At 65.9% G+C, this 12,151-nt stretch carries 12 protein-coding genes; 8 read left to right on the top strand and 4 right to left on the bottom strand.

Going from position 1 to position 12,151, the window contains the following annotated elements:
* The first annotated feature begins 95 nt into the window (after positions 1–95).
* The 7 genes from hyi to AC1RGE_RS15880 all read left to right on the top strand — a co-directional run bounded on the left by hyi (position 96) and on the right by AC1RGE_RS15880 (position 7,676).
* The gene (gene hyi, locus AC1RGE_RS15910) at positions 96–878 is read left to right on the top strand and encodes a hydroxypyruvate isomerase (RefSeq protein ID WP_346624507.1); all 783 of its coding nucleotides are present in this window, start codon (positions 96–98) and stop codon (positions 876–878) included.
* Between the two features lie 105 nt (positions 879–983).
* The gene (locus AC1RGE_RS15905) at positions 984–1,877 is read left to right on the top strand and encodes a 2-hydroxy-3-oxopropionate reductase (RefSeq protein WP_011060033.1); all 894 of its coding nucleotides are present in this window, start codon (positions 984–986) and stop codon (positions 1,875–1,877) included.
* Positions 1,878–2,030: 153 nt separating this feature from the next.
* Positions 2,031–3,311: a glycerate kinase type-2 family protein gene (locus AC1RGE_RS15900; RefSeq protein ID WP_492584595.1), complete on the top strand. Its 1,281-nt coding sequence runs from the start codon at positions 2,031–2,033 to the stop codon at positions 3,309–3,311.
* Positions 3,301–4,716: a pyruvate kinase gene (pyk, locus tag AC1RGE_RS15895; RefSeq protein WP_011060031.1), complete on the top strand. Its 1,416-nt coding sequence runs from the start codon at positions 3,301–3,303 to the stop codon at positions 4,714–4,716. The genes AC1RGE_RS15900 and pyk overlap by 11 nt, the downstream gene beginning before the upstream one ends.
* Before the next feature lie 101 nt (positions 4,717–4,817).
* Positions 4,818–5,738 (top strand): urea transporter, encoded by a 921-nt coding sequence (locus tag AC1RGE_RS15890; protein ID WP_015634656.1) that lies wholly within the window; start codon positions 4,818–4,820, stop codon positions 5,736–5,738.
* A 21-nt stretch (positions 5,739–5,759) separates the two neighbouring features.
* A complete protein-coding gene (locus tag AC1RGE_RS15885; RefSeq protein WP_015634655.1) occupies positions 5,760–6,584 on the top strand; it encodes an ion transporter in 825 nt (274 codons plus the stop codon).
* Positions 6,585–6,674: 90 nt separating this feature from the next.
* The gene (locus AC1RGE_RS15880; protein WP_015634654.1) at positions 6,675–7,676 is read left to right on the top strand and encodes a sulfate ABC transporter substrate-binding protein; all 1,002 of its coding nucleotides are present in this window, start codon (positions 6,675–6,677) and stop codon (positions 7,674–7,676) included.
* 65 nt (positions 7,677–7,741) lie between these two features.
* Here AC1RGE_RS15880 and AC1RGE_RS15875 read toward each other — a convergent pair whose 3' ends face one another.
* Together AC1RGE_RS15875 and AC1RGE_RS15870 are read right to left on the bottom strand one after the other, a co-directional pair.
* Complete coding sequence (locus AC1RGE_RS15875; RefSeq protein WP_015634653.1) at positions 7,742–8,191, bottom strand: RidA family protein; 450 nt, start codon at positions 8,189–8,191, stop codon at positions 7,742–7,744.
* Positions 8,192–8,325: 134 nt separating this feature from the next.
* Positions 8,326–8,955, bottom strand: coding sequence for a hypothetical protein (locus AC1RGE_RS15870; protein WP_492584594.1), 630 nt, complete (start codon positions 8,953–8,955; stop codon positions 8,326–8,328).
* Positions 8,956–9,200: 245 nt separating this feature from the next.
* Between AC1RGE_RS15870 and AC1RGE_RS15865 the strand changes: the two genes are divergently transcribed.
* The gene (locus AC1RGE_RS15865; RefSeq protein ID WP_011060025.1) at positions 9,201–10,409 is read left to right on the top strand and encodes an MFS transporter; all 1,209 of its coding nucleotides are present in this window, start codon (positions 9,201–9,203) and stop codon (positions 10,407–10,409) included.
* Positions 10,410–10,479: 70 nt separating this feature from the next.
* On the opposite strand, the gene AC1RGE_RS15860 is transcribed toward AC1RGE_RS15865, so the two are convergent.
* Positions 10,480–11,622 carry a hypothetical protein gene (locus tag AC1RGE_RS15860; RefSeq protein ID WP_019093639.1) on the bottom strand — a complete coding sequence of 381 codons (1,143 nt, stop codon included), beginning with the start codon at positions 11,620–11,622 and terminating at the stop codon, positions 10,480–10,482.
* Positions 11,623–11,741: 119 nt separating this feature from the next.
* Positions 11,742–12,143, bottom strand: coding sequence for a hypothetical protein (locus AC1RGE_RS15855; RefSeq protein WP_011060023.1), 402 nt, complete (start codon positions 12,141–12,143; stop codon positions 11,742–11,744).
* Positions 12,144–12,151: the final 8 nt, after the last annotated feature.

Here is a 12,151-nt window from a genome sequence, read left to right as displayed (position 1 = left end):
CCGGGCCCCGCGCGCCACCTCCCGCCAGAGGTGGCGCCCGGGCCGCCCGCCCCCTGGCGCCAGCCCCAGGCTTGACCGAACCACAGGAGACCACCATGCCGCGATTTGCTGCCAACCTGTCCATGCTGTTCACCGAACAGGACTTCCTCGCCCGCTTCAAGGCGGCCGCCGATGCCGGCTTCAGCGGCGTCGAATATCTGTTCCCCTACGAATTCAGCTCTGCCGAAATCAAGGCGCAACTTGACGCCCACGGCCTGAGCCAGGTGCTGTTCAACCTGCCGGCCGGCGACTGGGCCAAGGGTGAACGCGGTATCGCCTGCCTGCCCGACCGGGTCGAGGAGTTCCGCGCCGGGGTCGACCTGGCCATTGCCTACGCCCAGGTCCTGGGCAATACCCAGATCAACTGCCTGGCAGGCATCCGCCCACAGGGCGCCGATGAAGCCCTGGCGGAAAAGACCTTGGTCGCCAACCTCAAGTACGCCGCCGACAAGCTCCAGGCCGTGGGCATCAAGCTGGTGATGGAAGCCATCAACACCCGCGACATTCCCGGCTTCTACCTCAACAATACCGCCCAGGCACTGTCGATTCGCGAGCAGGTGGGCAGCGACAACCTGTACCTGCAGTACGACATCTACCACATGCAGATCATGGAGGGAGACCTGGCGCGGACCATGGCCAACCACCTGGGCCAGATCAACCACATCCAGCTGGCGGACAACCCCGGGCGCAACGAGCCGGGCACCGGCGAGATCAACTACCGCTTCCTCTTCGAGCACCTGGACCGCATCGGCTACCAGGGCTGGGTCGGTTGCGAGTACAAGCCGCTGACCACCACTGAAGCCGGCCTTGGCTGGCTGAAAACCCACAACGCAATCTGAACCTGTACCTGCGTAGGAGCCGGCTTGCCGGCGAAGAGGCCCGCAAGACCGCCTTCGCTGGCCAGCCAGCGCCCACAAGGTCCCGTTGAATAGAGGATTTTTATCATGGCTAAAATCGGATTTATCGGCACCGGCATCATGGGCCACCCAATGGCCGCCAACCTGCAGAAGGCCGGTCACAGCCTGCTGCTCTCGGAACACCACGGCAAGGCTCCGGCCGACCTGATCGCCGCCGGCGCCATCGCCCTGGCCTCGCCCCGGGACGTAGCCCAGGAAGCCGAGTTCGTCATCATCATGGTCCCCGATACCCCCCAGGTCGAAGACGTGCTGCTGCGCGCCGACGGCGTGGCCGCCGGGATCGGCAAGGGCAAGATCGTCATCGACATGAGCTCGATCTCGCCCACCGCTACCAAGGCCTTCGCCGCCAAGATCAACGAAACCGGCGCCCAGTACCTGGACGCCCCGGTGTCCGGCGGTGAAGTCGGGGCCAAGGCCGCCACCCTGAGCATCATGGTCGGTGGCGACAGCCAGGCCTTCGAACGTGCCCTGCCGCTGTTCCAGAGCATGGGCAAGAACATCACCCTGGTGGGTGGCAACGGTGACGGCCAGACTGCCAAGGTGGCCAACCAGATCATCGTCGCCCTGAACATCCAGGCCGTGGCCGAAGCCCTGCTGTTCGCCTCGAAGAACGGCGCCGACCCGGCCAAGGTGCGTGAAGCACTGATGGGTGGCTTCGCTTCCTCGAAGATCCTCGAAGTGCACGGCGAGCGGATGATCAAGGGCACCTTCGACCCGGGCTTCCGCATCAACCTGCACCAGAAGGACCTGAACCTGGCCCTGAGCGGTGCCCGCGAGCTGGGCATCAACCTGCCCAACACCGCCAACACCCAGCAAGTGTTCAGCACCTGCACCGCCATCGGTGGCGCCAACTGGGACCACTCGGCCTTGATCAAGGGCCTGGAACACATGGCCAACTTCTCGATCCGCGAGAAGAAATAAGCAGCATCCGTAGCCGCTGCCGCAGGCTGCGCCAAGGTTCGCAGGAAACGCCTCACGGCGGGCCAGGGACAGGCCCTGCTGACCTTGCCGCCGCCTGAGGTGGCGGCTACACCCGTTTCAAGCCCCCCATAACAAGAAATCCGGGAGCCCGCCATGTCGGTCGATCCGCAAAAATTCCTCCGTGAGCTGTTCGCCACAGCCATCGACGCCGCCCACCCGCAACAGGTTCTGCAAGCCCATCTCCCCAGCGACCGCAGCGGCCGCGTCATCGTCATCGGCGCCGGCAAGGCCGCCGCGGCCATGGCCCAGGTGGTCGAGCGCAGCTGGCAGGGCGAAGTCTCCGGGCTGGTGGTCACCCGCTACGGCCACGGCGCCCCCTGCACTAAGATCGAAGTGGTCGAAGCCGCCCACCCGGTGCCCGACGCCGCCGGCCTGGCCGTGGCCAAGCGCGTGCTGGAACTGGTCAGCAACCTGTCGGAACAGGATCGGGTGATCTTCCTGCTGTCCGGTGGCGGTTCGGCGCTGCTGGCCCTGCCAGCCGCCGGCATCACCCTGGCGGACAAGCAGGCCATCAACAAGGCCCTGCTCAAATCCGGCGCCACCATCGGCGAGATGAACTGCGTGCGCAAGCACCTCTCGGCGATCAAGGGTGGACGCCTGGCCAAGGCCTGCTGGCCGGCCACGGTCTACACCTATGCGATTTCCGATGTACCCGGCGACCTGGCCACGGTCATCGCCTCCGGCCCCACCGTGGCCGACCCCAGCACCTCGGCCGAGGCCCTGGCGATTCTCAAGCGCTATGGCATCGACGTACCGGCCGCGGTCCGCAGTTGGCTGCAGAGCCCCGAGTCGGAAACCGTCAAGCCCGGTGACCCGTGCCTGGCGCGCAGCCACTTCCAACTGATCGCCCGGCCCCAGCAGTCCCTTGAGGCGGCGGCCGTGAAGGCTCGCCAGTCCGGCTTCAGCCCACTGATCCTCGGCGACCTGGAGGGCGAATCCCGGGAGGTGGCCAAGGTCCACGCCGGCATCGCCCGCCAGGTCGCCCTGCACGGCCAGCCCGTGGCGGCGCCCTGCGTGATCCTCTCCGGCGGTGAAACCACGGTCACCGTGCGCGGCAATGGCCGTGGCGGACGCAACGCGGAGTTCCTCCTGAGCCTCACCGACAGCCTCAAGGGCTACCCGGGCATCTATGCCCTGGCCGGCGACACTGACGGCATCGACGGTTCCGAGGACAATGCCGGGGCCATCATGACCCCGGACAGCTACGCCCGCGCCGCGGCCCTGGGCCTGAGCGCCAGCGACGAGCTGGACAACAACAACGGCTATGGCTACTTCGCGGCACTGGGGGACCTGATCGTCACCGAGCCGACCCGCACCAACGTCAACGACTTCCGCGCCATCCTGATTCTCGAGAACCCCAAACATGACGCCTGACAAGAAGGTCAAAATCCTCGCCACCCTGGGCCCGGCCATCGACGGCATCGAGGACATCCGTGAGCTGGTGCAAGCCGGGGTGAACATCTTCCGGCTCAATTTCAGCCACGGCGCCCATGCCGACCACGCCCAGCGCTACGAGTGGATCCGCCAGGTAGAGCGCGAACTGAACTACCCCCTGGGCATCCTCATGGACCTGCAAGGGCCGAAGCTGCGGGTCGGCACCTTCGCCGAGGGCAAGGTGCAACTGGTGCGCGGCCAGGCCCTGCGCCTGGACCTCGACGCGACCCCGGGCAACGCCCAGCGGGTCAGCCTGCCGCACCCGGAGATCATCGCCGCCCTGGAGCCGGGCATGGACCTGCTGCTGGACGACGGCAAGCTGCGCCTGCGGGTGATCGCCAAGCAGGCCGATGCCATCGAGACCACCGTGCTCAATGGCGGTGAGCTGTCGGACCGCAAGGGCGTCAACGTGCCCCAGGCGGTGCTCGACCTCAGCCCGCTGACGGCCAAGGACCGTCGCGACCTGAGCTTCGGCCTGGAACTGGGGGTGGACTGGGTGGCCCTGTCCTTCGTGCAGCGCCCGGAAGACATCCGTGAAGCCCGTGCGCTGATCGGCGACAAGGCCTACCTGATGGCCAAGATCGAGAAGCCTTCGGCCGTCACCCAACTGCGGGAAATCGCCGAGCTGAGCGACGCGATCATGGTGGCCAGGGGCGACCTGGGGGTGGAAGTGCCCGCAGAAAGCGTGCCGCAGATCCAGAAAAACATCATCAGCACCTGCCGCCAGCTGGGCAAGCCGGTGGTGGTGGCCACCCAAATGCTCGAATCCATGCGTTTCTCCCCTGCGCCGACCCGGGCCGAGGTCACCGACGTCGCCAACGCAGTGGCCGAGGGTGCGGACGCCGTGATGCTGTCGGCGGAAACCGCTTCCGGCGAATACCCTCTGGAGGCCGTGCAGATGATGAGCAAGATCATCCGCCAGGTGGAAACCGGCCCGGACTACCAGGCCCAGCTGGACGTCAGCCGGCCCCAGGCCGAGGCCACGGTCTCGGACGCCATCAGCTGTGCGATCCGCCGGGTGTGCAGCATCCTGCCGGTGGCGGTGCTGGTGAACTACAGCGAATCCGGCAGTTCGACCCTGCGCGCCGCCCGCGAGCGGCCTTCGGTGCCGATCCTCAACCTGACGCCGAACCTTGCCACTGCTCGCCGCCTGACAGTGGCCTGGGGCGTGCATTCGGTGGTCAACGACCGGCTGCGCCAGGTCGACGAGGTGTGTGCCACGGCCCTGGAAATCGCCCAGGCCCAGGGCCTGGCCAAGCGCGGCGACACCGTGGTGATCACCACCGGTGTGCCGTTCGGCCAGCCGGGCACCACCAATTCGTTGCGCGTCGAAACCCTTCTCTGACCCGCAGCCCATGGCGCCGCTGACCGGCCAGAGCCTCCCGCAGAGGAGGCCTGGGCGGTCGGCGCAACCCTCGCCCAGGGGCCGCCCCACTGATTTGCATCATGCCTTCACAGTCTTTCAATGCCTTCTGCCCCGACTGGGCCACTGCCCTGCTTAACGGCTTCAGTCAGATCTTTCTCCAGCGCCATCCGCTGTGCGGCCTGCTGTGCCTGCTGGCGATCCTGGTCAGTGCCCCGGCACTGCTCGGCGCTGCCCTGCTGGGTGCCCTGGCCGGGCTGCTGACCGCGCAACGCCGGGGGTACGCCAAGGCCGACCGCCAGGCCGGGCTGTTCAGCTACAACGGCGTATTGCTGGGCCTGCTGCTGGGCCTGTACCTGCCCTGGTCGGTATTGCTGCCGCCGCTGATCATCGCCGCCGGCGGCCTCAGCGCGATCATTACCCAGCAATGGCTCAAACGTGCCCGCAACCCCGCCAGCCTGCCGGCCTACACCGCGCCCTTCGTCGGCCTCGGCTGGCTGCTGCTGAGCCTGATCGAGCCGCTGCCCGCGGCCACCCAGGGCGTGCCCGGGCTGTCCCTGGCGAACCTGCTGGGTGGGCTGTTCCAGGGCCTGGGACAGATCATGTTCCTCGGCCAGCCCCTGGCCGGCCTGCTGATTCTGCTCGGCCTGCTGCTGGCCAGCCGCCGCGCGGCAGCCTGGGCCCTGTTCGGCTCCGCCTGCGGCCTGCTCTTTGCCCTGCTGCAGCAAGAGCATGCCCAGGCCCTGCAGGGCCTGGGCGGCTACAACTGCGCCCTGGTCGCCCTGGCCCTGGGCCAGCAGGCCCGGCACCCCTGGCGGCCGCTGCTGGGGATGCTGCTGGCACTGCTGATCAGCCCGGGGCTGGTCGCCCTGGGTCTTGCGCCCCTGACCGCACCCTTTGTCCTGGCCTGCTGGCTGGTGCACACCGTCGACCGGGTGCTGGGCCGCAACGTGCGGGGCGACGCGCCTTGCGCTCCCCCGGCAAATCCCCCTAGGCTTCGCTGACTTTCGATTCAGGCGATTTCCATGGGCAACAGCGACAACTGGCGGCAGCGCCTCTACGTAATGATCTTCCAGACCGATACGGTGGCGGGGAGGCGCTTTGACAGCACCCTGCTGCTGATCATCCTCGCCAGCCTGGTGATCGTGATCCTCGACAGCATCGACGAGGTCCATCGCAACTACGCCAACGTCCTGGCCTACATCGAATGGGGTTTCACCCTGATCTTCGCCATCGAGTACGGGCTGCGCCTGTACTGCTCCCCCCGGCCGCTGCGCTATGCCTTCAGCTTCTATGGCCTGGTGGACCTGCTGGCGATCGTTCCGGGGATCCTCGCCCTGTATTACAGCGACGCCCAATACCTGCTGATCATCCGCATCATCCGCATGCTGCGGATCTTTCGCGTGCTCAAGCTGGCGCCCTACCTCAAGCAGGCCCACTACCTGCTGGACGCCCTGCGCGGCAGCAAGCAGAAGATCCTGGTGTTCCTGCTCAGCGTCTGCACCCTGGTCACGGTGTTCGGCACCCTGATGTACGTGGTCGAAGGCCCGGAGCACGGTTTCACCAGCATTCCCAAGGGCATCTACTGGGCCATCGTCACCCTGACCACCGTGGGCTACGGCGACATCGTGCCCAAGACCGTGATCGGCCAGGTGATCTCGTCCATGGTGATGATCACCGGTTACTCGATCATCGCGGTGCCCACCGGGATCTTCACCGCGGAACTGGCCAGCGCCATGCGCGGCGAGCAGCTCAAGCACGACTGCCCGGTGTGCCGCAAGAACACCCACGAACCCGCCGCGGCCTTCTGTTCCCGCTGCGGCAATGCGCTATTCAGGAAACTGGAATAAGCAAAGTACTTTTTAATCTTTAAAGAGATATAGCGCCCCGGCTATAGTCGGCGGCAAATTGCCTTCACTCTCGAACAAAAGGAATGTGCAGTGAAAAAACTCTTCAGCGCCTCGCTACTGGCCGCCAGCCTGGCCCTGGGCAGCGTCGCCCAGGCCGCACCGACCCTGCTCAACGTTTCCTACGACGTGATGCGCGACTTCTACAAGGACTACAACGCCGCCTTCCAGAAACACTGGAAAGCCGAGCACAACGAGAACATCACCCTGCAGATGTCCTTCGGCGGCTCCAGCAAACAGGCGCGTTCGGTAATCGACGGCCTGCCGGCGGATGTCATCACCATGAACATGGCCACCGACATCAACGCCCTGGCGGACAACGGCAAGCTGGTGCCGGACAACTGGGTGACCCGCCTGCCGAACAACAGCGCGCCGTTCACCTCGGCCACCGTGTTCATCGTCCGCAAGGGCAACCCCAAGGCCCTGAAGGACTGGCCGGACCTGCTCAAGGACGGTGTGCAGGTGATAGTGCCCAACCCCAAGACCTCGGGTAACGGCCGCTACACCTACCTCTCGGCCTGGGGCTATGTGCTCAAGAACGGCGGCGATGAGAACAAGGCCAAGGACTTCGTCGGCAAGCTGTTCAAGCAGGCGCCGGTGCTCGACACCGGTGGCCGCGCCGCCACCACCACCTTCATGACCAACCAGATCGGCGACGTGCTGGTGACCTTCGAGAACGAGGCGGAGATGATCGCCCGCGAATTCGGTCGCGACCAGTTCGAGGTGATCTACCCGAGCGTGTCCGCCGAAGCCGAGCCGCCGGTATCGGTGGTGGACAAGGTGGTAGAGAAGAAAGGTACCCGCGCCGCCGCCGAGGAGTACCTCAAGTACCTGTGGTCGCCGGAAGGCCAGGAAATCGCCGCCAACAACTACCTGCGCCCACGGGACCCGAAAGTGCTGGCCAAGTACACCGATCGCTTCCCGAAAGTCGACTTCCTCTCGGTGGAGAAGACCTTCGGCGACTGGCGCAGCGTGCAGAAGACCCACTTCAACGACGGCGGGATCTTCGACCAGATCTACACCAACGCCAAGTGACCCCTAACGGGTGAATGAAAAAAGCGACCTCCGGGGTCGCTTTTTTTATGCCCCTGGCATGGCGCTCAGAGGGCTCGCGCCGGAGTGAACAGCGCCGCTTCGGCGGCCTGATGGCGCTCCTCCAGCACCGCCTCCGCCTCGACTTCGATCAGCCACTCTGGCAGCGACAGCCCGCTGACGATGATCCACGAAGACGCCGGCGGCTGGCTGGCAAAGCGTTCGAGCAAGACTGCGCTGATGTGCTCCTGCTGGTTGCGGGCCGCTTCGGCGATGTAGATCCGCAGCATCACCACATCCGCCAGCCGGCCACCCGCCTCGGCCAGGACCCGGGCGATATTGTCGAAGGCCTGCTCGGTCTGCTCCCGCAGGCCCGGGCCCACGGTGCGCTCCTGCTCATCCACACCCACCTGGCCGGAAAGCAGCAGGCGCCGCCCACCGCGCACCTCCACCGCCTGGCTGAAACCGTATTGCAGGGAATTGAACACACTGGCTGGGTTGAACGTCGACTTTTCCATAAGGCACTCCCGGCGCATTGAACGACCGGAAACCGTAAACCAAGCCTTTGCCGACTTCCACTGCAACCCGCGCGCAGCAACATTTGGCAATGCAAGCCCCCACCCGCCTGGTGGCAAACCCGTGCAGCAGCGGCCTACATCGGCGGCGCGACCCCATCCTTGCCGGCGGAGATCGACTGCGCGGTGAGTTTGCCGTCATCGCTCTGGGTAACGAACATCACCACCTTGACCCCGACCTTGAGCAGGCTGCGGTCGCCGGGAGTCAGGTTGACGATGGGCACATCGTCCGGCACCAGGATCTTCTGCTGGCCGCCCTTGTAGTTGACGGTCAGGGTGCGGCCGTTGCTCACCACCAGGTCGCCGACGCTGCCGTTGGTCATGCTGCTGCCCTTGGCCAGGTCGAAAGGCCGGTGGCCATCACCCGTACCGGCCAACTGCGGTGGAAACACATGCACTTCCAGCGCCTTGAAGGTGCCGTCGGCCATGGGCATGGCCGCCGAGCCGATATAGCTGCCGGGCTTGATGTCCTCGATATTGGCCAGGGTCACGGCACGCACCTGAGTCTGGGGCGTCAGCTCGACGCTGACATTCTCCCCACTGTTGACGTGCACCCGCACCACGTCGCCGCCGACCCCGGTGATTTCCCCGCGTACGCCAATGCGCATGCCCGGCGCGCCCTGGGCCAGGGCCGTGGTGCTGCCCAGCAGGAACGCCAGGGCCAGGCATTGAAGGTTGCACAACAAACCAGGCAAAGACCGATTCATGGAACGGATTCCTCAAGGCAATGGGTGCACAGAGCCCGTCAGTCGACTGCAAGGCCCCGGGGGAGCATGAGCATGCTATCGAACAGGATGTAAGTAAATGTATCATCGCCCCTCGACAGCGACACGCCCCGGTACTCAACGGGCCTTCATCATTCGATCGCTGACCTTTGCCACCCGGCCCGCTCCATCGCTTTGCCACGGGGTCTTGCCGACCTCGCTCCTTGCGCTTGCCCCAGAGATCGCCAATGAATTCCACGACCCAGGCTCTGCCCACCGCCAGCGCGACAATGACCCGAGGCATGGTGCTGCTGTTCGCCTTCTGCTGCGGGGCCATAGTCGCCAACATCTACTACGCACAACCGATCATCGAGCTGATTGCCCCGGATCTCGGCCTGTCCAGCGCCCTGGCCAGCCTGATCGTGTCGCTGACCCAGATCGGCTACGCCCTGGGCCTGTTCTTCCTGGTGCCCCTGGGCGATTTGCTGGAAAACCGCCGGCTGATGATCTGCACCACCCTGGTGGCGATTGCCAGCCTGCTGGGCGCGGCCTTTATCCAGCAGCCCAATGCCTTTCTCCTGGTGTCGCTGTTGATCGGCTTCAGTTCGGTGTCGGTGCAGATCCTGATTCCCCTGGCCGCGCACCTGGCCCCCGAGGAAACCCGGGGCCGGGTGGTGGGCGGGATCATGGGCGGCCTGCTACTGGGGATTCTCCTGGCCCGGCCGGTGTCCAGCGTGGTGGCCGACCACTTCGGCTGGCGGGCGATGTTCATCGCCGCGGCGCTGCTGATGGCAGCCATCAGCCTGGTGCTGATGCTCACCATTCCCAAGCGCCAGCCGGCCCACAGCGCCACCTATGGCCAACTGCTGCATTCCCTGGGCAACTTGCTGCGCCAGCAACCGGTACTGCGCCAGCGCGCCTTCTACCAGGGTTGCCTGTTCGCCACCTTCAGCCTGTTCTGGACCGCCGCACCGCTGGAGCTGGCGCGCCAGCACGGCCTGAGCCAAAGCCAGATCGCGATCTTTGCCCTGGTGGGCGCCATCGGCGCCATCGCCGCGCCCATCAGCGGGCGCCTGGCAGATGCCGGCCATACCCGCATCGCCTCACTGCTGGCCATGCTGCTGGCGGCCCTGAGCTTCATCCCCAGCCTGGTGCATCCGGCCTACAGCGTGATCGGCATGGCCGTGACCGGGGTGGTCCTGGATTTCTGCGTGCAGATGAATATGGTGCTCGGCCAGCGCGCCGTGTACGCCCTCGACGCCCACAGCCGCAGCCGCCTGAATGCGCTGTACATGACCAGCATCTTCATCGGCGGTGCCTTTGGCTCCTCGATTGCCAGTGCGGTGTACGAGCATGGCGGCTGGCTGGGCATCGTGCTGGTGGGCAGCGCCTTCCCGCTGCTGGCCTTGATGCGTTTCCTGCTGGTGCGGGACAACCGCCGCCCGGCCCGGGCCTGAGGAAAAGGCGCGGCGCCCTTGCCCCTGCCCGGAGTTGCCCGGGCAGGCAAGCTGCACCAGGGCGGGCGCCTCAGATGCGTTCGCGCACCAGGACTTCGATATTGGCCGCCGCCCCCCAGAGCCGCAGGCGCCCGATCAGGCCGGCATCGGTTTCCCCCACCAGGTACAGAGTGTCGATGGTCTGGGTCGCGGCCCATTCGACGAACTCGCTGCTGTCGAAGTCGGCCAGGCTGGCCAATTGGAATTCACTTTCATAGAAGCCCGGGGTGACCGGAACCGGGGTGTCCTGGGGGCCGGGGGCGCCGATGAAGTTGCAGCCCAGGTGCACCACACCCCAACGGGCTACCCGCCAATTGCCCAGGGCTTCATCCAGCCGAGCCCGGGCGCCACGGGCAAAACCCAGGCCATCGATGACCACGCGGCGGTTGATGATCAGCCACAGCTTGCGCCGCCGTGGTGCCTTGAGCAGCACTTCGCCGGTGACCTTGGAGGCGCGCAATGCCAGGGCGATCACCAGCAGCAAGGGCACGAAGTAGCTGTAGAGCCTCTCGGTAGCGCTGACCGTTACCAACCCGTACAGGCGCCGCACCTCGGCCCGCTGCTGCTCCAGTTCCTTGAGGCTTTCACTCAAGCCCTGCAGCCATTGGCGGATGGGAGCCGCCGTGTATTCGCCGCGGATATCCTCCAGCGCCTGCTGTACCTTGACCTCTGCCAAGACCGAAAGGCGCCCGTCCGCGGTGCGCTCCAGCGCTGCAAAACGCTCGCACAGGCTGCTGACCTGGGCCGCATCCTGGGGCTCGTAGCGAGCGATGGCCGCCTTGCAGTGCTCCACGCCCAGCATGTCCTCGATCTCCGTGGCCACGCGCCGCTGCAGCCCGGCCTGGGCCTGCTGCGCCAATTGGTAGTCGGTCTGGAACCAGTCCACGCGCACCGCCTGGGTGGCGCTGATCAGGGCCAGGGACGCCAGCAGCAGCCAGGCGTAGTCCACGCGCTTCCAGCCGATCTCGCCCAAACGAAAGACCGAGATCAGGCTCCAGCAGAAGAAGTAGTACATGAAGACGAATGCCAGCAGCAGGCACACCGGCTCCAGCGACAGGTAGATCAGCTCCGGCACCTCGGCCGGGCCAAAGCCATACACCAGCAACAGCACACAGATCAGCGCAAGCCAGAACACCATCGGCGTGAAATAGGGTTTGTTCAGGTCATTCTTCATCGGGCGCTCAACGGCTGATACTCGGGAACACCCCGCTGTATCGGCCAGGCATCCCGAGGCTTAAATAATCCAGCCCGGGCGCAGGCTCTGGCCTGCGCCTCTGCGCTTATCGGACAGGGTTACTGGAACTGGCGACCAAGCCCGGCGGGCACACCATGGATATCGGTGTCTTCCCAGGGCCCGTCAGGGCTGATGGAGCGGCTCCAGCCATTGTTCCAGCGGTAGTAGGTGCGCTGGCGGTAGAAGGTGTTGCTCTGGTCATCCAGCACATAGACCCCCAACCGCGCATCCCAATGGCTGTGCCCGCCCGGTGGCGGCGCGAAGCTGGCGGAGGTGCGTGGCAGGGGCTTGGCGGCGGGGATCGGCGCGCTGGGCGTACCCGGCGCCGTGGACGGGGCCGGGCGTGTGCTCGGCCCAGCCGGCGGGATCGGCTCGGAGCTGGTGGGCACCGGCCGATGGACCGTACATGCGCTCAACCCCAGGACCAGTGATAACAGGGTGATACGAGCGATGGCGGTCATGGCGGCTT

Source organism: Pseudomonas sp. GW823-FHT02C05, assembly GCF_058797595.1.
The sequence above is the reverse complement of the archived record's forward strand: the minus strand, read 5'-3'. Positions and strand labels throughout refer to the sequence as shown.